General features: G+C 70.9%; 21 protein-coding genes. 10 read left to right on the forward strand and 11 right to left on the reverse strand.

Annotated elements, in window-relative coordinates:
* Nucleotides 1-39: 39 nt before the first annotated feature.
* The 4 genes from ABZX12_RS10775 to ABZX12_RS10790 are packed head-to-tail and all read right to left on the reverse strand — an operon-like array spanning nt 40 to nt 4592.
* A complete protein-coding gene (locus ABZX12_RS10775; RefSeq protein WP_355691919.1) occupies nt 40-594 on the reverse strand; it encodes a dihydrofolate reductase family protein in 555 nt (184 codons plus the stop codon).
* The gene (locus tag ABZX12_RS10780; protein WP_355691921.1) at nt 591-1814 is read right to left on the reverse strand and encodes an FAD-binding oxidoreductase; all 1224 of its coding nucleotides are present in this window, start codon (nt 1812-1814) and stop codon (nt 591-593) included. Before ABZX12_RS10780 ends, ABZX12_RS10775 begins: the two co-directional genes overlap by 4 nt.
* Nucleotides 1795-2643, reverse strand: a complete 849-nt coding sequence (locus ABZX12_RS10785) for a helix-turn-helix transcriptional regulator (protein WP_355691923.1) — start codon at nt 2641-2643, stop codon at nt 1795-1797. The genes ABZX12_RS10780 and ABZX12_RS10785 overlap by 20 nt, the downstream gene beginning before the upstream one ends.
* On the reverse strand, nt 2643-4592 hold the full coding sequence (locus ABZX12_RS10790) for a potassium transporter Kup (RefSeq protein ID WP_355691924.1): 1950 nt from the start codon (nt 4590-4592) through the stop codon (nt 2643-2645). The genes ABZX12_RS10785 and ABZX12_RS10790 overlap by 1 nt, the downstream gene beginning before the upstream one ends.
* A 71-nt stretch (nt 4593-4663) precedes the next feature.
* Between ABZX12_RS10790 and ABZX12_RS10795 the strand changes: the two genes are divergently transcribed.
* From ABZX12_RS10795 to ABZX12_RS10805, 3 genes are all read left to right on the forward strand, one after another.
* Nucleotides 4664-5914: an MFS transporter gene (locus ABZX12_RS10795; RefSeq protein WP_355691926.1), complete on the forward strand. Its 1251-nt coding sequence runs from the start codon at nt 4664-4666 to the stop codon at nt 5912-5914.
* Nucleotides 5911-6438 carry a chloramphenicol phosphotransferase CPT gene (gene cpt, locus ABZX12_RS10800; RefSeq protein ID WP_355691927.1) on the forward strand — a complete coding sequence of 176 codons (528 nt, stop codon included), beginning with the start codon at nt 5911-5913 and terminating at the stop codon, nt 6436-6438. Before ABZX12_RS10795 ends, cpt begins: the two co-directional genes overlap by 4 nt.
* Nucleotides 6439-6526: 88 nt before the next feature.
* Entirely contained in the window at nt 6527-6901 is a 375-nt protein-coding gene (locus tag ABZX12_RS10805) for a DoxX family protein (protein WP_355691929.1), read from the forward strand.
* On the opposite strand, the gene ABZX12_RS10810 is transcribed toward ABZX12_RS10805, so the two are convergent.
* A complete protein-coding gene (locus tag ABZX12_RS10810) occupies nt 6850-7488 on the reverse strand; it encodes a helix-turn-helix domain-containing protein (protein WP_355691931.1) in 639 nt (212 codons plus the stop codon). The genes ABZX12_RS10805 and ABZX12_RS10810 overlap by 52 nt on opposite strands.
* 36 nt (nt 7489-7524) lie before the next feature.
* Here ABZX12_RS10810 and ABZX12_RS10815 point away from each other — a divergent pair, with 36 nt between their 5' ends.
* The gene (locus ABZX12_RS10815) at nt 7525-8553 is read left to right on the forward strand and encodes a hypothetical protein (RefSeq protein ID WP_355691932.1); all 1029 of its coding nucleotides are present in this window, start codon (nt 7525-7527) and stop codon (nt 8551-8553) included.
* 22 nt (nt 8554-8575) lie between these two features.
* Nucleotides 8576-9160: a TetR/AcrR family transcriptional regulator gene (locus ABZX12_RS10820; RefSeq protein ID WP_355691933.1), complete on the forward strand. Its 585-nt coding sequence runs from the start codon at nt 8576-8578 to the stop codon at nt 9158-9160.
* Here the strand turns inward: ABZX12_RS10820 and ABZX12_RS10825 are convergent.
* Nucleotides 9147-10244, reverse strand: a complete 1098-nt coding sequence (locus ABZX12_RS10825; RefSeq protein ID WP_355691934.1) for an aldo/keto reductase — start codon at nt 10242-10244, stop codon at nt 9147-9149. The genes ABZX12_RS10820 and ABZX12_RS10825 overlap by 14 nt on opposite strands.
* Nucleotides 10245-10312: 68 nt before the next feature.
* Here ABZX12_RS10825 and ABZX12_RS10830 point away from each other — a divergent pair, with 68 nt between their 5' ends.
* The gene (locus tag ABZX12_RS10830; protein ID WP_355691936.1) at nt 10313-12256 is read left to right on the forward strand and encodes a GMC family oxidoreductase; all 1944 of its coding nucleotides are present in this window, start codon (nt 10313-10315) and stop codon (nt 12254-12256) included.
* Between the two features lie 24 nt (nt 12257-12280).
* Here the strand turns inward: ABZX12_RS10830 and ABZX12_RS10835 are convergent, their stop codons facing one another.
* Both ABZX12_RS10835 and ABZX12_RS10840 read right to left on the reverse strand, forming a co-directional pair.
* Nucleotides 12281-12796: a VOC family protein gene (locus ABZX12_RS10835; RefSeq protein WP_355691938.1), complete on the reverse strand. Its 516-nt coding sequence runs from the start codon at nt 12794-12796 to the stop codon at nt 12281-12283.
* A 144-nt stretch (nt 12797-12940) separates the two neighbouring features.
* A complete protein-coding gene (locus ABZX12_RS10840; protein WP_355691939.1) occupies nt 12941-13621 on the reverse strand; it encodes a LysR family substrate-binding domain-containing protein in 681 nt (226 codons plus the stop codon).
* Between the two features lie 33 nt (nt 13622-13654).
* Between ABZX12_RS10840 and ABZX12_RS10845 the strand changes: the two genes are divergently transcribed.
* Complete coding sequence (locus tag ABZX12_RS10845) at nt 13655-14026, forward strand: DUF5997 family protein (protein WP_355691941.1); 372 nt, start codon at nt 13655-13657, stop codon at nt 14024-14026.
* 22 nt (nt 14027-14048) lie between these two features.
* Here ABZX12_RS10845 and ABZX12_RS10850 read toward each other — a convergent pair whose 3' ends face one another.
* Nucleotides 14049-14780 (reverse strand): alanyl-tRNA editing protein, encoded by a 732-nt coding sequence (locus ABZX12_RS10850; protein ID WP_355691943.1) that lies wholly within the window; start codon nt 14778-14780, stop codon nt 14049-14051.
* Between the two features lie 41 nt (nt 14781-14821).
* Here ABZX12_RS10850 and ABZX12_RS10855 point away from each other — a divergent pair, with 41 nt between their 5' ends.
* Entirely contained in the window at nt 14822-15526 is a 705-nt protein-coding gene (locus ABZX12_RS10855; protein WP_355691945.1) for a hypothetical protein, read from the forward strand.
* Here ABZX12_RS10855 and ABZX12_RS10860 read toward each other — a convergent pair.
* Nucleotides 15507-16664, reverse strand: a complete 1158-nt coding sequence (locus ABZX12_RS10860; RefSeq protein WP_355691946.1) for a pyridoxal phosphate-dependent aminotransferase — start codon at nt 16662-16664, stop codon at nt 15507-15509. The genes ABZX12_RS10855 and ABZX12_RS10860 overlap by 20 nt on opposite strands.
* 50 nt (nt 16665-16714) lie before the next feature.
* On the opposite strand from ABZX12_RS10860, the gene ABZX12_RS10865 reads away from it, so the two are divergent.
* Nucleotides 16715-17599 (forward strand): NAD(P)-dependent oxidoreductase, encoded by an 885-nt coding sequence (locus ABZX12_RS10865; RefSeq protein ID WP_355691948.1) that lies wholly within the window; start codon nt 16715-16717, stop codon nt 17597-17599.
* Here the strand turns inward: ABZX12_RS10865 and ABZX12_RS10870 are convergent.
* Complete coding sequence (locus tag ABZX12_RS10870; RefSeq protein WP_355691950.1) at nt 17542-18921, reverse strand: FAD-binding oxidoreductase; 1380 nt, start codon at nt 18919-18921, stop codon at nt 17542-17544. The genes ABZX12_RS10865 and ABZX12_RS10870 overlap by 58 nt on opposite strands.
* Nucleotides 18922-18984: 63 nt before the next feature.
* Between ABZX12_RS10870 and ABZX12_RS10875 the strand changes: the two genes are divergently transcribed.
* Complete coding sequence (locus ABZX12_RS10875; protein WP_355691951.1) at nt 18985-19884, forward strand: LLM class flavin-dependent oxidoreductase; 900 nt, start codon at nt 18985-18987, stop codon at nt 19882-19884.
* Nucleotides 19885-19898: the final 14 nt, after the last annotated feature.

Consider the following 19898-nt stretch of genomic DNA (forward strand, 5'->3'; position numbering starts at 1 on the left):
CCGAACATTTTTCCCACCTGCAGCTAAGACTGCGGGCGCTTACTTCAGGACGCGGTAGCGCAGGTGGGTGACGTCGCGGGCGGGGAGTTGGCGGAGTGGTTCGAGTTCGATGTATTCGGCGGGGAGGTTGTCGAACAGGCGGCGGCCCTGGCCGAGGAGGACGTTGACGACGTGGAGTTCGATTTCGTCGAGGAGGCCGGCGCGGAGCAGGGCCTGGGCCGCGCCGGCGCCGTGGACCATGACGTCGCGGTCGCCAGCGGCCGCCTTCGCCCGGGCGGCGCACTCGCCGACGTCGGTCACGTAGACGGCAGTTCCCGGGGGATCGTCGTCCGCGTGGTGGGTGAGGATGAACATCGGTACGCCGTCGTGGTGGTCGCCGTTCCAGCGCCCGGCGTGCTCGTACGTGCGACGGCCCGCGATCAGCGCCCCCGTGGCCAGGCATTCGCGATAGACCTGCCCGCTCGGCCCGTCGGAGTTGCGGTCGTCGAGCCAGTTGAACAGGCGGAATCCGCCGCGCCCCATCGGCTCCTCGGTGCTGTCGCCGGGCCCGACCACGAAGCCGTCGACCGACATGCTCATGTACAGCCGGATCATCTGCCACCTCCAAGCGATTGGGGGAAGTGGAACACGTCGCCAGGGTCGTAGGCGGCCTTCACGTTCTCGAGCCTGGCATGGTTCGCGCCGTGATAGGCGGCGGCCCAGTCGGTCAGATCGGGGTCGGGGAAGTTGGGATAGACGTGCCCCGAGCCGTAGGGGTGCGCGATCGACCAGGACCGGCGTACGGCGGTCCGATCCGGCGCGACATGTTCGAGCAGGAAGCGTTCGGCGCGGTGGGCGAAGGCGGTGGCGTCGACCGGGACGCGGTTGTAGGCGCCGCCCATCGGCGTGAAGTTCAGTTCGCAGCCGGCGTCGAGAAGCCGGCCGACCGCCTCCGGCGGCAGCGCGGCACGGAAGAACTCGGACTTGCTGTGCACGACCCGGCCGTCCGGATCACCCTCCGAGAGCGAGGCTTTGAGCGCGGGCCAGCTGAGGTCGCCGCGGACGTCGATCTCGGGAGCGTCGCCGAGCGGGCCGATGTCGAAGGCGGCGAGGGTGGCGCCGAAGACCCGCACCTCGGCAGCGGTCACCTGCAGGCTCGCACTCATCTCGTCCGGCGCGTCGGGCGCCCATTTCTGCCACGCAGCGATCACGTCGAGCGCCCGGTCGCGGGGCCAGGTCAGCCGGAACCGCGTCGCGGCCGGCGACGGTACGGCGGCGAACACCAGCGAGGTGACGACGCCGAACTGACCACCGCCCGCGCCGCGCAGCGCCCAGAACAGGTCGGCCTCCCGCTCCGCGTCGCACGTCACGACGTCGCCGTCCGCGAGGACGACGGTCGCCGCGACGAGCCGGTCGCAGGTCAGCCCGTACCGCCGCCCGAGCAGCCCGAGCCCGCCGCCCGACGTCAGCCCCACGATCCCGACCGTCGGCCCGCACCCCGCCGGAATCGTCAGCCCGTACCCGTGCAGCCCGCGATAGACATCGGCGAGCCGGGCACCCGCCCCGATGGTCGCGAGCCCGGAATCCACCGAGATCGCCGACAGCGCCGAGAGCTCGATCATCAGGCCCGTCGTCGACGAGCGTCCGGCGAAGCAGTGGCCGCCGCCGCGGGGTGCCACCGGCAGACCGTGCGAGCGTGCGTAGCCGAGCGCCTCGATGACGTCGTCGACGCAAGCGCAGCGGGCGATCACCCGCGGGCGGATGTGCTCGTGCTGCGGCATGGCCGGGCGCCGCAGTGCGTCGTACAGCTCGTGGTCAGGAGCGATCAGGTCCATGGGCCGACGCTAGGAGCGGACCGCCGCGCCGCGCTTGAACGAAACGGTCGTACCACCCGGCGAGGAAGGGCCGGTAGGACGCGGAGTGGTCGTGACCGCAGTCGCAGCGATCGGCTTTGTCGCCGAGCAGTTCGCGCGGCGTCACGCCGGTCAGCCGGACGCACTCGCGGGTCAGATGCGCGTGGTCGGCGTACCCGGTCTCGGCGGCGAGGTCCGAGAGACCGCTGCCGAACCCGGCCTGTGCCAGTGCGAGATACCCCTGGAACCGCAGCGTCCGCTGCAACGCCTTCGGCCCGACTCCGGTCGCCGTCAGGCACCGCCGCCGCAGCTGGCTCTCCGACAACGCCAGCTCGTCCGCCAGCGACGCGATCCCGGTCCGCTCCCACGGCATCAGCCGCCGCACCAGCTCCGCCACGACCGGATCCGGGCGCAGCTCCTGCCCGATGAGGTACCGCTGCACGCCGAGCAGCGCCGCCTGCGGACTCCGCGCGGCCGCGACCGCCGCACCGATCGCGTCCGCCGCGGGGCCCCACAGGTCGGCGGCGCAGTCGACCAGGTCGTCCGCGGGTACGCCGAGCAGCGGCGTGCCCGCGCCCGGCATGAACCGCACGCCGACGATCGTCGTCCGCGGCGGGATCACCTGCAGGTGCGCCCGGGTCAGCGGCCCGATCAGTCGCGGTACGCCGCCGACCGGGCAGTGCAGCTCGACGCCGCCGGTCGGCAGGTCTCGCTGCGGATAGGGCTGGGCGCCGGTGCGCTGGATCCAGACCGTACGGACGAGGCCGGCCAGTGCGCGCACCGGCGCGCTCTCGTCGTACGTCTGGTCCATCAGAGCTCGATGTGCGAGCCGATGATCACGGTCCGGTCCCGCGGCAGCCCGAAGTGCTCGGCCGCGTCCGCGGTGATGTGCGAGGTGGCCAGGAACAACTGCTTGCGCCACCCCGCCATCGTCGGCTCCTTGCCCCGCCGGAGCTCGATCTTCGACAGGAAGTACGACGCCTTGCCGAGATCGAGCGGGCCTTCGGAGGCGGCCGGATCGAGCCGCGCGAGGGCAGTCGGTACGTCGGGCGACTCCATGTACCCGAACTTGATCGTGACGTGGGTGATCCCGTCGTCGCCGTACCCGAGGTCGTTCACGGTGACCCGTTGATCGTCCGGGACCCGAGGCACCGGCTCGGTCTCGATCGCGACGATCACGACGTGCTCGTGCCGGACCTGGTTGTGCTCGACGTTCGCCCGCAGCGCGAGCGGTGCGCTGACGCCGCCGCGGTTGAGGAAGATCGCCGTACCGGGGACCGTACGGACCGGCAGCTTGCCGGACCTCAGCTCGTCGATGAACTCCTGCAGCGGGCCCTCGGCGCGCTCCCGCTCGCGCGTGACGACCTCACGGCCGCGCTGCCAGGTCGTCATCACCGTGAACGAGGTGAGCGCGATCAGCAGCGGCAGCCACGCGCCGTGCAGCAGCTTCGTCAGGTTGGCCGCGATGAACAGACCGTCGATCAGGAGCAGCGGTACGGCGCCCGCCAGGATCAGCCAGCGCGGCACCTTCCAGCGATAGTGCGCGACGTAGAAGAACAGCAGCGTGGTGATGGTGATCGTCCCGGTCACGGTCATGCCGTACGCGTACGCCAGCGCGGCCGAACTGCGGAACGCGAAGATCAGCGTCAGCACCGACACGAACAGCAGCCAGTTCACGAACGGTACGTAGATCTGGCCGATCGTCGTCGCCGACGTGTGCGTCACCCGGAGCCGGGGCAGGTACCCGAGCTGGGCGGCCTGGGCCATCACCGAGTAGGCCCCGGTGATGACGGCCTGCGACGCGATCACGGTCGCGGCGGTCGCGAGCAGTACCAGCGGCAGCCGGCCCCAGTCCGGGACCAGCAGGAAGAACGGGCTGGTGATGTTCTCGTGGTTCTTCAGGATCAGCGCACCCTGGCCGAAATAGCTGAGCGTCAGGGCCGGCAGCACCAGGAACAGCCAGCCGCGGCTGATCGCCTTCCGGCCGAAGTGCCCCATGTCGGCGTACAGCGCCTCGGCGCCGGTGATCGACAGCACGACCGCCGCCAGCGCGAAGAAGGCGATGTGGAAGTGCCCGGTGAGGAAGCCGATCGCGTACGTCGGGGAGAGCGCCTTCAGGATCTCGCCGTGCTCGAGGATGCCGCCGATCCCGGCCGCGCCGATCACCGCGAACCACACGATCATCACCGGCCCGAACGCCCGGCCGATCTGCTCGGTGCCGCGGCGTTGGACCATGAACAGCCCGATGATGATGACCGCGGTGATCGGGATCACGTACTCGCCCAGCGACGGCTCCACCGTCTTGAGTCCCTCGACCGCCGACAGCACCGAGATCGCGGGCGTGATCATGCCGTCGCCGAAGAACAGCGACGCGCCGAACAGGCCCACCGTGGCCAGCACCGCGGAGGCCTTCCGGCCCGGGTGCGTACGCATCCACTTGCGGAGCAGCGTGATCAGCGCCACCACGCCGCCCTCGCCGTTGTTGTCCGCGCGCATCGTGAGCAGGATGTACGTGACGGTGACGATGATCATCACCGACCAGAAGATCAGCGACACCACGCCGTACACGTTGTGGTCGCTGAGCGGGACCGGGTGCGGGTCCTCGGGGTTGAAGACCGTCTGCAGGGTGTAGATCGGACTGGTTCCGATGTCACCGAACACGACGCCGAGCGCGCCGACGATCACCGCGAGCTTGGCCGTGTCGTGGGCGTTGTGATGAGGCTGCGGCGCCTCCGCCGTCTCCGCCTTCTGGTCCGTCACGTCCCCGGACGATACCCGCCCCCGGAGCTACGGCGTGTCGAACCGCCGGTCCCGGCTCCGACGTAGCGGATATGACAGCCGAACGGGTACTACGGACCTACCTCACGCTGGTCGCGGTGTCGACGGGCGCGTCGTCGATGATCTGGGGCATCAACACGTTGTTCCTGCTCGACGCCGGACTGGGAATCGGGCAGACGTTCGCCGCGAACGCGTTCTTCACCGCGGGCATGGTGCTGTTCGAGGTGCCGACCGGCGTGGTCGCGGACACGGTCGGGCGCCGTACGTCGTACCTGCTCGGCACCGCCACACTCATCGGGACGACCGTGCTGTACCTGCTGCTGTGGCGTGCGCACGCGCCGTTCGTGTGGTGGGCGATCGTGTCGATGCTGCTCGGTCTCGGGTTCACGTTCTTCAGCGGCGCGACCGAGGCGTGGCTCGTCGACGGGCTGCACGCGACCGGGTACGCCGGGTCGCTGGACGCGGCGTTCGCGAAGGGGCAGGTGGTGAACGGGGTCGCGATGATGGCCGGCACGATCGGCGGCGGGGTACTGGCGCAGCTCACGAACCTGGGCACGCCGTACCTCGTGCGGGCCGCCTTGCTGCTGGTCACCTTCGCAGTGGCCGCGCGGTCGATGCGCGACATCGGCTTCACCCCGAAGGCCCGCGGCTCTGTGCGGGGCGAGCTGGCCGGGATCGTCCGGGCGTCGTTGCGGCACGGCCTGCTCGACCGGCGGGTGCGCTGGGTGATGCTGGCTGGGCCGTTCACGGCGGGGGCGACCGTCTACGGCTTCTACGCCGCACAGCCGTACCTGCTGCAGTTGTACGGACACACCGGCTCGTACGCGATCGCGGGTCTGTCGGCCGGGATCGTCGCCGCGGCGCAGATCGCGGGCGGCGCGTCCGCGGCGTCCGTCGCCCGCGTGTTCCGGGACCGGATCGGGATCCTCATCGGGGCGATCGCCGCGTCCGGGGTGGTGATCGCGGTGATCGGGCTGGTGACGTCGTTCGGCGTCGCGCTCGTGCTGCTGATGCTGTGGGGCACCTTGTTCGCGGCGATGTCGCCGGTGCGGCAGGCGTACCTGAACAGCCACATCCCGTCGGCGCAGCGGGCGACGGTGCTGTCGTTCGACAGTCTGCTCGGCTCGGCCGGCGGGGTCGTGATCCAACCGGTGCTCGGCCGGTCCGCGGACGCGTGGGGCTACGGCCCGGCGTACCTGGTGACGGCGGGTATCCAGACCCTGGCGCTGCCGCTGCTCGGGCTGGCGCGGCGCGGGAAACCTGTCGAGGCGACGGCCGGTCAGGCCCTAGCCTTGCGCGGGTGACGGCTCGACTGATCATCATCAACGGCGGCTCCAGCTCCGGGAAGACCGGGATCGTGCGGTGTCTGCAGGCGGTGCTGCCGGAGCCCTGGCTCGGATTCAGCGTGGACGACTTCGTGGACGCGCTGCCCGCGGTGATGGACGGCGGGATCGAGTTCGGGCCGGACGGCGAGGTCTCGGTCGGGCCCGCGTTCCGCGAGCTGGACGCGGCCTGGACCGCCGGGATCGTGGCGATGTGCCGGGCCGGCGGCCGGGTGATCGTCGACGACGTCTTCCTCGGCGGCGCCGGCTCGCAGCAACGCTGGCGGGACGCGGCCGGTGACGTCGAGACGCTGTTCGTCGGCGTCCACTGCGACCCCGAGGTCGCCGCCGGGCGCGAACTGGCCCGCGGCGACCGCACCCGCGGCATGGCCGCGCAGCAGGCGTACGTCGTCCACGAGGGCGTCACGTACGACGTCGAGGTGGACAGCTCGCACGCGGAGTCCGTCGACTGCGCCCGCACGATCGCCACTTACCTGACTCCGTAGCGGTTCCGTGGCCGGCACGGATGCCGGCTGCGGGCGGCTCGCGGGACCTTCGTCGTACCGGAAATCCTGACGACCGAAGGAGAAGCTCATGAGTACGTCGGTGACGACCCGCCGGACCGTCCGTCCGCGGACCGTGGCGTTGTGGATGCTGCAGGGCGTGCTGGCCGCGCTGTTCGCGACGGCCGCGCTGCCGAAACTGTCGGGCGACCCGGCCTTGGTCGACATGTTCGCAAGGATCGGCGTCGGGCAATGGCTGCGCTACCTGGTCGGGACGCTGGAGCTCGCCGGTGCGATCGGCGTCCTGGTCCCACGCCTGTGCCGGCCGGCCGCGCTCGGTCTCGTCGCACTGATGGTCGGCGCGAGCGCCACCAACCTCTTCGTCCTCGGAGAGTCGCCGGCGATCCCGCTGGTCTACCTGGCCGTGGCCGGGGCGGTGGTCTGGTTCCGCAGACCTGCCAGGTGACCGTCGACGACGGCGAGGGCGTGCAGGGTCTGCGCGCGGTGGTCGACCGCGACAGCCGTGGCGTCCTCGCCGGCGAGGATCCGGCGTACCGCCTCCAGGTGGACGGTGCGATACGCGGCGACTGCGAGCGCGGCGGTCAGCCGCGGCTCCGGTACGGCGGTGTGCGCCATCGCGGCGGCGATCGCCTGCTCGAGCTGGTCGAGGAGCTCGCGGGCGCGGGACTGCAGCGCCCTGGACTCGGCGACGACCTCCCAGAAGCGGCGGAACTGCCCGCGCATCGCCGACAGCGGATGCCCTTCGTCGGCGAGCGTGACGAGCAGACCGGACAGCGCGTGCACCGCGGACGTGCCGGCCGGACGATCCTCGACCGCGGCGACGATCAGTGCCTCGGCCTCGGGGTAGCGGTCGAAGAGCAGGTCCTCCTTGCGCGTGAAGTGCGCGAAGACCGTCGGCCGCGCGACGTCGGCCGCCTCGGCGACCTCTGAGACCGACACCGCGTCGAACCCGCGCTCGAGGAACAGCGCGGTCGCGACCTCGGAGATCCGGGCCCGGACCTCCGCCTTCTTCCGCTCTCGGCGCCCCTCCATGGTGCTCACCATACCGGATAAAAAGAAGTACTGAGTATGACTTTGTTTGCTACCGTGCTGGTCATGCTCTCGATCGGGGTGAACTACGACACCGGCCTGCGCTACGACGGCCGCAGTACTCGCGAGCACTTCGACCCGGAGGAGGTGCGCCGCGACCTGACGGTGATCGCCGACCAGTTGCACGCGCCCGCGGTCCGGGTGTCGGGCAACGATCCGGACCGGCTCGCGACGGCCGGTGAGGCCGCGCTGGCGGCGGGTCTTGATCTGTGGTTCTCGCCGGTGCCGATGGACCTGGAGCCGGACGAGTTCGTCGCCTTCCTGACCGACTGCGGCCGGCGCGCGGAGGCGCTGCGGCGGTCGGGTCCGGGAGAGGTGGTGCTCGTGCTCGGGTGCGAGCTTTCCGTGTTCTGCAAGGGTTTCGTGCCCGGCGAGACGTCGGGGGAGCGGCTGGCGTTGATGGCTGATCCCGCGACCTGGGCCGATCCCGCGAAGCTCACGCAGTTGCAGGCGGGACTCGCGCGCTGGGGCGAGGTGCAGCAGCAGTTGGCGTCCGCGGCGCGGAGCGTCTTCGGCGGCCGGATCACGTACGCCGCGGGGCTGTGGGAAGACGTGAACTGGGACCTGTTCGACATCGTCGCCGTCGACGCGTACCGGGACGCCGGCAACGCGGCGACGTTCGCCGACGAACTGGCGGCGCGGAAGAAGTGGGGCAAGCCCGTGGTCGCGACCGAGTTCGGCTGTTGCGCCTATCGCGGCGCGGCCGACCGCGGCGGGACCGGCTGGATGATCGTGAACCGCGAGGTCGACCCGCCGGTGATCAACGGCGCGTACGAGCGGGACGAGGAGGAGCAAGTGGAGTACCTGATCGAGCTCGTCGAGGAGTTCGACCGGATCGAGCTGGCGGCGGCGTTCTGGTTCAGCTTCGCGGGCTTCGCGCTGCCGCACCGTCCGGACGACCCGGAGCACGATCTCGATCTCTCGTCCTACGGGCTGGTCGCGGTCGACGACGACGGGCACTGGGAGCCGAAGCCGGTGTTCGCGCAGCTGGCTGCGCTGAACGAATGAACCCGCGGGTACATTTGACGGTGTGCTGACAGCGAAGGGCGTGGCGACGCGCGAGCGGATCGTGACGGCGGCCGCGGCGGAGATCCGGGAGCGTGGCATCAGTGCGGTGAAGCTGGACGACATCGGCCGGCGCAGCCGGACCGGGAAGAGCCAGCTGTTCCACTACTTCCCCGAGGGCAAGGAACAGTTGCTGCTCGCCGTCGCCGAGCGGGAGGCCCAGCAGGTGCTCGAGGACCAGGAGCCGCACCTGGGGAAGCTCACCACCTGGGACGCGTGGCACGACTGGCGGGACGCCGTCGTCGAGAAGTACCGCCGGCAGGGCGTGCACTGCCCGCTCGGCGTACTGATCACCGAGATCGGCCGGCACACGCCGGCCGCCCAGGCCGTGACGGGTCAGCTGCTCGCGCAGTGGCAGCACCGGCTCGAGCTCGGCATCGAGCAGATGCAGGCCACGGGCGAGATCCGTGCCGATGTGGATCCCGCCCGCGCGGCCGGCGCACTCATCGCCGCGATCCAGGGCGGCGTCGCGATCCTGATGTCGTCCGGATCGTCGACGCACCTGGAGTACGCGCTCGACCTGTGCCTGGACTACCTCAGCGCCAGTTGAGCACCGGCGGCTGGTACCCGGCCGGCTTGTCGGCCACCTTCGCTCCCGGGTTCACCAGCCAGCCCTGGTACTGCGGCGTGAACATCTGGTAGACCGAGTCCGGCGGAACGGCGCCGGCCTCGTCGAGGGCGGCCCGGAGCTCGGCCGGCAGCTTGAAACCGAGCGCCGCGATACTGGACTCGAGCTGCTCCGGGCGGCTCGCGCCGACGATCGCGGACGCGATCCCGGGCTGGGTCGCGGCCCAGTTGACCGCAACCTGCGCCGGCGTCACGCCGAGCTTGTCCGCAACGTCCCGGACCGTCGCGAGCAGGTCCCACTGCTGCTCCGTCCACGTGCGTTCCGGTGCGCCGTCCCCGGTCAGCCGGCCGTCGCCGGTCACGCCGTGGGTGTCGTCACGCCGGTACTTGCCGGTCAGGAAGCCGCCGGCCAGGGGGCTCCACGCGGTGATCCCGAGGCCGAGCTGCTGTGCCATCCCGACGTGCTCGGTCTCGATCGTCCGCTCCGCCAGCGAGTACGGCAGTTGCAGGCTGACCATCGGCGTCAGCGAGTGCGCGTCGGCGAGGGTCTGCGCGCGGGCGGCGTACCAGGCCGGTACGTCGGACAGCCCGGCGTACCGGATCTTGCCGGCGCGGGTGAGATCGTCGAGGGTCCGCAGCACCTCGTCGACCGGCGTGATGCGGTCCCAGGTGTGCAGCAGGAACAGGTCGACGTAGTCGGTGCCGAGCCGGCGCAGGGACTCGTCGAGGGCGCGGATCAGATGCTTGCGGCTGTTGCCGCCCGCGTTCGGGTCGCCGGCGTCGACGCTGTTGGTCGCCTTCGTGGTGAGCACCATCCGCTCCCGGACGCCGGCCTCGGCGATCAGCCGGCCGAGGATCCGTTCGCTCTCACCCGCGGTGTAGAAGTCGGCGGTGTCGATGAAGTTGCCGCCGGCCTCGACATAGGTCCGGAAGATCGCCCGCGCCTCGTCCTCGGTTCTTCCGTACGGCGCGTGGAATCCGGACTGCCCGAAGTTCATCGTGCCCAGAGCGAGCCGGCTGACCCGCAGCCCCGATCGCCCGAGCAGGTAATAGTCGTCAAGTGCCATGCCCACAGCGTTGCTCGCAAAAAATGGACCGGCAAGTACAGAACCTCGCCCCGTGAAAGGATCTGCGGGTGCGCTTGTCTGAAGAGCAGCGGGTCGAGTTGGAGCGGTTGGCAGAGTCCGTCGTGCCGGGGCAGGGGTGGCAGCGGGCGGCGGTCGGTTTCGTCGAGCACGTGCTGACGCAGGATCGGCCGGACTGGCTCGGTCGCGTGGAGCGCGGGCTCTCGAACGCGACGGACGCGGACCGGGCCTGGCTGGTGCGATTGATCGCGCAGGGGTTCTACGCGGATCCGGCGACCTGGGCGATGGTCGGCTGGCGGAGCGGGGAGTTCGAGCCGGTGCGGACCGACTTGACCGTGACGCGCCGGGAGCAGCTGGCGGAGCGGTACGACTGCGTGGTGATCGGGTCCGGCGCAGGGGGCGGCGCGGCAGCTCAGGTGCTGGCCGAGTCGGGGCGGTCGGTGCTCGTCGTCGAGCTTGGCAGCTACCCGTCGACGGAGTCGTTGGCGCGCGACCACCTCCGCAATCCACGGTCGGTGGCCGGCCTCCCGGCGCTGACGGACCCGGATCCGGCGGGGCGTCCGCGGGTGTCCCTGGTAAACGGCGTCCGGAGCGAGGTGCTCCCACCCGACGGCGGCTGGGGGAACAACGCGTTCACGGTCGGTGGCGGCACCCGCGTGTACGGCGCGCAGGCGTGGCGCTTCGTGCCGCGGGACTTCCGGATGGCCACGACGTACGGCGTACCGGACGGGAGCGCGCTGGCCGACTGGCCGATCTCGTACGACGACCTCGAGCCTTACTACTCGCTGGCGGAGCAGCGCTTCGGGGTCAGCGGTGGTGGGACCGATCCGTGGCACGGGCCGCGGTCGATCCCGTTGCCGATGCCGCCGCTGCCGCGGACCGGACCGGCCTCGGCGCTGGCTGCTGCGGCAGACCGCCTGGGGTGGGGGACGCTCGACGTACCACTGCTCATCAACTCGGTCGACCGCCAAGGACGCTCGGGGTGTGTGCGGTGCGGGCTGTGCGTCGGGTTCGCCTGCCCGGTGGAGGCGAAGGGCGGGACGCACAACACCGCACTGCCCGCGGCGCTCGCGACCGGGAACTGCACGCTCGTCACCGAGACCACGGCCGAGCGTCTCGTGACCGACTCGACCGGCCGGGTCGTCGGCGTCGCGCTGGCTGCGGGCGACGGGAGCTGGCGGCGGACCGTGGCGTGCGATGAGGTGGTGGTCGCCGCCGGAGCGTCGGAGACGCCGCGGCTGCTGCTGAACAGCGCGCACGACGGCGAGCCGGAAGGGATCGGCAACAACCAGGACCAGGTCGGCCGGCACCTGCAGGCCCATGTGTACGCCGGTGCGGTGGCACTGTTCGCCGACGAGGTCGCCGATCTCGTCGGGCCGGGGGTGTCGATCGCGACCTGCGACTTCCGGCACGGCAATGACGGGATCGTCGGCGGCGGCATGCTCGCGAACGAGTTCGTGCCGACGCCCGCGGCGACGTACGACTACCTGACCGGTGCCGGGCTGATCCCGCCGGCCGGCGCGGAGAGCGTGGACGCGATGCGTCACCAGGTACGGCGGATGCTCCGGGTGGTGGGCCCGATCCAGGAGGTCACCTCGGCGGACTCGCGCGTCCGCGTCGATCCGGCCGTCGTGGACCGTCTCGGCAACCCCGTGGTGGTGACCAGCGGTTCGATCCACCCGGAGGACGTTCGTGCGCACGGCTTCATGAGCGCCAAGGCGAAGGCCTGGCTCGAGGAAGCGGGCGCGGTCCGGACGGCGGTGGGCAAGCTCGGGACGCTGGGCGGGGCGAGCACCGGCCAGCATCAGGCCGGCACCTGCCGGATGGGCGACGACGCCGGCCGCTCGGTCACCGATCCATACGGCAAGGTCTGGGGCCACGACAACGTCTGGATCGCCGACGCGTCCGTCCACGTCACCAACGGGGGAGTGAACCCCGTCCTCACGGTCCTGGCCAACGCCCTGCGCATCGCCGAGCGCATCGTCCGCGGCTGAGGCGGAAACCTCCTGCCGGTAAGGTCAGCCGACGCGGGAGATGCCGACGCCGCTCCGCGCCTCGCGGCCGTACTTGCCGATCTCGGCCGGGAGGTCGAGCCGGGCGATGCCGGTCCTGGTCCGGTCCTCGTCGGTGAGCAGGTCGGCGGGGATGATCCAGACGATCTCGAACTCGAGCCCGTCGGGGTCCTTACCGTACAGGGACTTCGTGGTGCCGTGGTCGGACGCGCCGACCAGGGCGTCGTGCTCGCTGAGCGCGGCGGCCAGGTCCTCCAGGTCGCCGAGGGTGTCCACCTCCCAGGCGAGGTGGTACAGCCCGACCGTGGTCCGCCCGGCGCCCGACGGGCCGGCCTGCGAGCCGATCTGGAACAGGCCCAGGTCGTGGTCGTTGGTGGATCCGGGCGCGCGCAGGAACGCCGCGCCGGGGATGGCGTCACCGGTCTCGGTGTAACCGAAGCCGAGGACGTCTCGGTAGAACGCGACGCTCGCCGCGACGTCGCGCACGTACAGGACCGCGTGGTTCAACCGGAAGATCGCCATACCAGGAATGATAGTTGAAAGCTCAACTGAACACCAGTCCCACCACCTGCGAGCAGCGGATATCCGTCCGAGTTGGGGGTTCTTCGCGCTCACACCACCGGAGAACCCCCAACTCGAGGGGATATCCACTCGAGTTGCTGCCCCTCAGCGGCGGCGGGGCTTCTTCCGCGGGGTCTTGCCGGCGGTTCTCGGAACTTTCCGGGTGGCCGGCGGCTTCTTCCGTGCGGGGACAGCGGGGCCGCGGGTGCTGTTCGCGGTCCGGCCGCGGACGATGCCGATGAAGTGCTCGACGAGTTCGCTGGTCTCGTCCTCGGGCCAGCTGAGCGCGACCTGCGACTCCGGCACGCCGGCCAGCGGGCGGTAGGTGAGGTCCTTGCGGTGGTGCAGGCGGGCCAGCGACTGCGGTACGACCAGCAGTCCGGTGCCCATGGCAACCAACTCCACCGCGTCGGCGGTCCGGGCCGGGCGGTCGTCGATCAGCCGGCCCGGCGGGTGCTCCCAGTCGAGGACGTCGTCGCGCGGGTGCAGCATCAGTTCGTCGGCGAGGTCGTCGAGCGTGACTTCGTCGGCGGCGGTGATCAGGTGGTCCTTGGGCACCACGACGACCGTCTGCTCGACGTACAGCGGGATCGCGTGCAGCCCGGTGCGGTCGATCGGGAACCGGAGCAGGGCGGCGTCGACCTCCGTTCGGCGGACGACGTCCGGAGCGTCGGCGGCGGAGACCTGGACGAGCTCGAGCGGGACCCGGGGGAGCCGCTCGGTCCAGATCCGGGCCCATTTCGCGGGCGTCACGCCGGGGACGTAGCCCAGCCGGAATCCGGTCACGGTGGTCAGGCTACCTGCCGATACGCTGCTGCCATGACGGCGCGCAAGACCCAGACCATGAAGCCTGCCACGGCGGCGAAGAAGCTCGGCGTGTACCTGCCGGCCACCCCGGCGGAGTTCCAGGACGGCGTGGTGTCGCGCGACGAGCTCAACGCCTTGCAGGCGGACCCACCTGAGTGGCTGCGCGACCTGCGCCGGGACGGTCCGCACCCGCGTCCGGTGGTGGCCGCGAAGCTCGGGGTGTCGATCAGCGGGCTGGCCCGGGCCGGCATCACCGAGGCGCTCACCAGCACGCAGATCGAGGCGATCAAGACCGAGAACCCCGACTGGCTCGACCACGAGCGCGCGGTCCAGGCCGACGTGCGCCGGCAGGCCGTCGAGCAGAAGCAGAAGCCGGCCGACTGACCGTCGGCCGGTTCAGGCGATCTCAGACGATCCGCACCCGCAGGCGCCGGAAGCCCCGGCCCTTGCTCTCCATCTTCACGACCTCCATGCGGCCGATCAGCGCGGTCGAGGCGACGTGGGTGCCGCCGTCGGCCTGGGTGTCGAGGCCGGCGATGTCGACGATCCGGACGATCTCGATATCGGGTGGGAGCAGGTTGGTCGCGGTCCGGATGATGTCCGGGATCGCGAACGCCTCCTCGCGTGGCAGAAAGCCGGTCGTGATCCGCCGGTCGGTGCGGATCTCCGCGTTCACCGCCTCGGCGACCCGGTCCTTGAAGTCCGGCGGCACCTCGGCCAGGTCGAAGTCCATCCGCGCCGACAGCGGCTCCATGTTCCCGCCGGTGACGAGGGCGCCGAAGTCGCGGAACACCACCCCGGTCAGCACGTGCAGGCCGGAGTGCGTCCGCATCAGCTGGGTACGCCGTTCGTCGTCGAGCGCCCCGCGGACGGCGGTCCCGGCCGGCGGCACCGGGTCGTCCTCGTGCGGTACGAGATAGAGGTCGTCACCCTTGGTGGTCCCGACGATCCGGGTCCGGACGCCGCCCCACAGCAGCACCCCCTGGTCCGGCGGCTGCCCGCCGCCACCGGGGTAGAACGCGGACCGGTCCAGCACGATCCCGCGCTCGGGATCCGATCCGACCACCGTCGCGTCCCACTCCCGGACGGACGCGTCGTCGAGATCGAGCCGATGCGTGTGCCCGTGCTGATTGGTCATGATCAGCTCACTGTGCCACAGGGCGGTCGGGGGATGGGAACATGCAGATCATCGAGAACAGCATCGTGGGCACCCGGTCCGCGGTCCTGCGGCTGACCAAGCGCGGCGGGGGACCGGTGATCGTGGTCTTCCCGATGCTGCACGTGGCCGACCCGCAGTTCTTCCGCGATGTCGAGGCCCGTCTGCGCGCGTGCGATCTGCTCGTCGTCGAAGGCATCCAGGGGGAGTCCTCGGCCCTCGACGGCATGACCATGACCTACCGGGTGTTGCCCGCCGACGAGGAGTCCGGGCTGGTCGAGGACGACATTCCGTACGGCGACCTCGGCGTGCCGTTCGTGGCCCCGGACATGTCCGGCGAAGAGTTCCAGGAGGGCTTCGACGAGCTGCCGTGGAAGACGCGCGCGATGCTGTGGGCAGCGACCCCGGCCGTGACGATCGGCCGGTTCTTCGCCGGCCGGCGGGCGTTGCTGACGCCCGACATCGAGGTGCACGACCTGCCGACCAGGCAGGAGGAGCTGCGCGGCGAGGAGTGGGACCGGTTCTTCGACCTGCTGCTCGACCGCCGCGACGACAGGGCTGTCGCCGCGGTCGCCGAAGTCGTCCGGGACCGCGGCGACGAGGAGCTCGAGGTGGCCGTGGTGTACGGCGCCAAGCACGTGCCCGGCATCCTGCGCGGTCTGTACCGGCTCGGTTACCGGGTGGTGGGCGCCGACTGGCTGATGGCGGTCAGCGCACGAGAGTCGTGAAGGCGTCGAGGGCGCGGCGGATGTTCTCGACCGAGTTCGCGTACGAGAAGCGCAGGTGGCCCTCGCCGTACGTGCCGAACGACGTGCCGGGCAGACACGCGACGCCGGCCTCGTCGAGCAGGCGGTCGGCCAGGGTGGCGGCGGAGACGCCGAGCTCGGTGATGTTCGGGAAGGCGTAGAACGCTCCGCCCGGCTGCACACACGACACCCCCGGTACGGCGTTGAGCCCGGACACGATCACCTCACGCCGCTCGCGGAACGCCTCGAGCATCCGGTCGACGTCGTCCCAGGGGCCTTCGAGGGCGGCGATCGCGGCGTGCTGACTGAACGCCGACGTACACGAGACCGAGTTGATCATCAGCCGGGTCACCGGCTCGACCAGCGGCTCGGGGAACACGCCGAACCCCAGCCGCCACCCGGTCATCGCGAACGTCTTCGACCAGCCGTCGAGCAGGACGGTCCGCGACGCCATGCCGTCGAGGTCGAGCACGCTGTGGTGCTCCCCGTCGTACCGCAGCGCCCAGTAGACCTCGTCGCTGAGCACGACCAAGTCGTGCTCGATCGCGATCTCGGCGATCGCCTGCAGCTGCTCCGGCGTCGAAGCGCTGCCGCACGGGTTGTGCGGGGAGTTCAGGATGAGCAGCTTGGTGCGGTCCGTCACCAGCGACCGCAGCTCGTCGGGATCGATGACGAACCCGTTCTCCTCGCGCAGCGGCACCGGCACCGGCTTCGCGCCGGCGAACGACGTGATCGACGCGTACATCGGGAAGCCGGGGTCCGGGTAGAGGACCTCGTCGCCCTCCTCGCAGAGCGCCAGGATCGTGAAGAACATGATCGGCTTCGCGCCCGGGGTGATCAGCACCCGGTCGGGCGTCGTGGCCAGCCGGTTCGTGCGGCCGAGGAAGTCCGCGACCGCGGTCCGCAGCTCGGGGATCCCCGGCGCCGGCACGTAGTGCGTGAACCCCTTGTCCAGGGCCTGTTGCGCGGCCGCGATCACGTGCGGCGGCGTGTCGAAGTCGGGTTCGCCGATCTCCAGGTGCACGATCTCGCGTCCGCGGGCCTCCAGCGCCTTCGCCTTGGCGAGCACCTCGAACGCCGACTCGGTTCCCAACCGATCCATCCGGCCAGCAAGTTTCACGATGTGTCCTTCCACGGTGGCATGTCACACATTAGTGCGATGATCTCAGCGTGAACGAGGCGAGGCGGGTAGCGGTCACCGGAAGCAGCGGGAAGCTCGGCAAGGCCGTCGTCGACCACCTGGCGGACCACGGCTGGGACGTGGTCGCTCTCGACCAGGCTGCACCGGCCCGGGCCGATGTGACGTCGACACGCGTGGACCTGACCGATTTCGGCCAGACCTACGAGGCGATCGCCGGTATCGACGACCGACACGACGGCGTCGACGCGGTGGTGCACCTCGCCGCGGTCCCGGCGCCGGGCCTGCGGCCGAACGCGGCGACCTTCCACAACAACATGACCGTGACGTACAACGTGTTCTCGGCCGCGCTGCGGGCCGGTGTCCGGAACATCGTCTGGGCGTCCAGCGAGACCGTGCTCGGGCTGCCGTTCGACGAGTTCCCGCCGTACGTGCCGGTGGACGAGGACTACCCGCCCCGGCCGAACAGCACCTACTCGCTGGTCAAGACGCTCGAGGAGGAGCTGGCCCGGCAGCTGTGCCGGTGGCACCCGGACCTGAAGCTGATCGGCCTGCGCTTCTCGAACGTGATGTACCCGGAGGACTATGCCCGGTTCCCCGGGTTCGACGCGGACGCGCACGCGCGCAAGTGGAACCTCTGGGGGTACATCGACGCCCGCGACGGCGCGCAGGCCGTCCGGAAGTCGCTCGAGTACGACGTGACCGGTACGGACGTGTTCATCGTCGCGAACGCCGACACGGTGATGACCCGGCCGAACGAGGAGCTGCTCGCCGAGGTGTTCCCCGGCGTCGCGGTGAAGCGGCCGTTCGGCCCGAACGAGACGTTGCTGTCGATCGAGAAGGCCCACCGCCTGCTCGGCTACGAACCCGAGTTCTCCTGGCGGGGCCCGAACGGGAAGAGCGAGTCCGGGTCGTAGGCCGCCCGTACGTCGGCCAGCCGCGCGAACGTGTCGGCCGGCCACGACGCCTGGTACGACCCGGGCAGCGCGAAGCCGCCGGCGAAGTTCACCGTGGTCTCCGGGGACACCCACGGCTCGAGCCGGCCGAGCACCGCGTCGACCGTTGCCGGCAGCACCTTCTCGAACAGGTTCGGGTCCGGTACGCCGATCATCGTCAGCGTGCCCGCGCCGCCGCGGCCACCGACCGCGCTGCCCTCCGGGACGTCGCGCTCGGTGGCGCCGCCGAGGTGCCGCAGCTCGACCGCGACCAGCGGGAGCTGCTGGTCCGGGCCGGCCACCTCCAGGAACGCGGTGACGAACTCGGCGTCCAGCTCGTCGAGCATCAGCCCGCGGTCCCAGGCAGGCGTCGGGTCCTTCGGGTCGTTGTGGATCAGCGCGATGTCGCTCGCCGGCATCTCGCCGACGGCGTCGATCAGCGTCGGGCCGGCGTCCCGGATCGGCTGGAAGAGCGCCTTCCCGTCGGCCGCGGCGCCGACGTACGCGAACCGCACGCTCAGCACCGTCTTGCCGCGCAACGGCTCCGGGATGAACTCCAGCGGCGGCAGCCGCAGGATCACGACGGACGTGTTGGCGCTCTCCGGCAGCGTCTTGGTCCACTCGGCCCAGGTGGTCAGAGCGGGGGCGATGTACTCGGCGTCGAAGAACACCGAGCCGCCGTAGAGCGTGCCGAGCTCGACGAGCCCGAAGTCCATCGCGGTGACGATGCCGAACCCGCCCTTGCCGCCGCGCAACGCCCAGAACAGGTCCGCGTGCTCGGTCGCGTTCGCGGTCACCGCCTCGCCGGCCGCGGTCACGACCCGGAAGCCGCGGGCCCAGTCCGACGAGAAGCCGTACGTCCGGGCGAGCGGGCCGAGCCCGCCGCCGAGCGTGTACCCGATGCAGCCGACCGCGTCGGACGCGCCGGTGATCGGCGCCAGCCCGTGCGGTGCGGCGGCCGCGACCACCTCGGCCCACCGGCTGCCCGCGGCGATGTGCGCCACCTGCGCCTCGGCGTCCACGCTCACGCCGGTCATCCGGCCGGTCGTCACGACGATGCCGTCCCGGATCGGGTTCGGGATGCCGTGGCCGGTCGCCAGCACGCGCACCGGCGTACCGGTCGCCGCCGCGGCCCGCACGACCGCCACCGCGTCGCTCTCGGACGTCAGCCCGACGACGACGTCCGGCGTGTGCGTCACCGCCAGGTTGAACCCGGACAACTCCTCAGCGTACCCCTTGTCCCCCGGCGCGAGGACCGGTCCGGCGACCTCGCTGCGTAGTTGGGTGATCAGTTCCTGAGTCACTTCGGTTCCCCTCCCATAAGCCCTGCCGGGCAGTTTTCCGCACCCTGGGGTCATGCTCGTTGCATGGTTGATTTCGGAGTACAGGTGACACCGACCCCGGACCTCGCCGAACACCGCGAGGTCGTCGCGGCCGCGGAGGAGGGCGGATTGACGTACGTCGGTGTGCAGGACCACCCGTACGCACCGGCGCAGCTCGACGCGATGGCGGTGATCGGGGACCTGATGAGCCGCACCGAGCGGCTGCGGTTCTTCCCCGACGTGACACCGCTCCCGCTGCGTCCGCCGACGATGCTCGCGAACCTCGCCGCGACGCTCGACCGGGTGTCCGGCGGACGGTTCGAGCTCGGCCTCGGAGCCGGCGGCATCCCGCGCGCGATCAAGGGTTTCGGCGGTCCGGACCGGACGCCGGGCGAGGCGATCGGGGCCCTGGAGGAAGGGATCGGCCTGCTGCGGCGGCTGTGGTCGGGAACCGAGCGAGTGGTTGCGGATGGCAAGTACTACGCGGCGAACACCCGGCCGGGTCCGCCGCCGGCGCACGACATCGGCATCTGGATCGGCTCGATCGGCCCGCGGTCGCTGCGGCTGACGGGGCGGCTGGCCGACGGCTGGGCGGCGCCGATCCCGAGCTACCTGCCGTACCAGGACCTGGCGCCCGCGAACGCGATCATCGACGAGGCGGCCAAGGCGGCGGGCCGCGATCCGGCCGACGTACTACGGATCGCGCAGATCGTCGGCACCGTGACCGACGGGCCGGGTGACACCGACACGACGCACGGTGACGCTCCGTTGCGGGGGACGCCGGGGCAGTGGGCGGACTTCGTCACCGAACTGGTTACGCGGCAGCCGTTCCGGGCGTTCGTGTTCTGGCCGGAAGGCGACCCGCTCGAGCAGACGATCAGGTTCGCGCGAGACGTGGTACCAGAGGTCGAAACACGCCTGAACAGGGGGCCGACTCGACGGTAACGGTGATGTGCTGA

It is taken from the genome of Kribbella sp. NPDC003505 (assembly GCF_040610875.1).
In the GTDB taxonomy this organism is placed as follows: domain Bacteria; phylum Actinomycetota; class Actinomycetes; order Propionibacteriales; family Kribbellaceae; genus Kribbella.

What these genes read in the sequence shown, in the direction of transcription:
- ABZX12_RS10775 (WP_355691919.1), bottom strand. Translation starts at nt 594, where the DNA reads ATGATCCGGCTGTACATGAGCATGTCGGTCGACGGCTTCGTGGTCGGG.
- ABZX12_RS10780 (WP_355691921.1), bottom strand. Translation starts at nt 1,814, where the DNA reads ATGGACCTGATCGCTCCTGACCACGAGCTGTACGACGCACTGCGGCGC.
- ABZX12_RS10785 (WP_355691923.1), bottom strand. Translation starts at nt 2,643, where the DNA reads ATGGACCAGACGTACGACGAGAGCGCGCCGGTGCGCGCACTGGCCGGC.
- ABZX12_RS10795 (WP_355691926.1), top strand. Translation starts at nt 4,664, where the DNA reads ATGACAGCCGAACGGGTACTACGGACCTACCTCACGCTGGTCGCGGTG.
- ABZX12_RS10805 (WP_355691929.1), top strand. Translation starts at nt 6,527, where the DNA reads ATGAGTACGTCGGTGACGACCCGCCGGACCGTCCGTCCGCGGACCGTG.
- ABZX12_RS10810 (WP_355691931.1), bottom strand. Translation starts at nt 7,488, where the DNA reads ATGGAGGGGCGCCGAGAGCGGAAGAAGGCGGAGGTCCGGGCCCGGATC.
- ABZX12_RS10815 (WP_355691932.1), top strand. Translation starts at nt 7,525, where the DNA reads ATGACTTTGTTTGCTACCGTGCTGGTCATGCTCTCGATCGGGGTGAAC.
- ABZX12_RS10825 (WP_355691934.1), bottom strand. Translation starts at nt 10,244, where the DNA reads ATGGCACTTGACGACTATTACCTGCTCGGGCGATCGGGGCTGCGGGTC.
- ABZX12_RS10835 (WP_355691938.1), bottom strand. Translation starts at nt 12,796, where the DNA reads ATGGCGATCTTCCGGTTGAACCACGCGGTCCTGTACGTGCGCGACGTC.
- ABZX12_RS10845 (WP_355691941.1), top strand. Translation starts at nt 13,655, where the DNA reads ATGACGGCGCGCAAGACCCAGACCATGAAGCCTGCCACGGCGGCGAAG.
- ABZX12_RS10850 (WP_355691943.1), bottom strand. Translation starts at nt 14,780, where the DNA reads ATGACCAATCAGCACGGGCACACGCATCGGCTCGATCTCGACGACGCG.
- ABZX12_RS10855 (WP_355691945.1), top strand. Translation starts at nt 14,822, where the DNA reads ATGCAGATCATCGAGAACAGCATCGTGGGCACCCGGTCCGCGGTCCTG.
- ABZX12_RS10875 (WP_355691951.1), top strand. Translation starts at nt 18,985, where the DNA reads ATGGTTGATTTCGGAGTACAGGTGACACCGACCCCGGACCTCGCCGAA.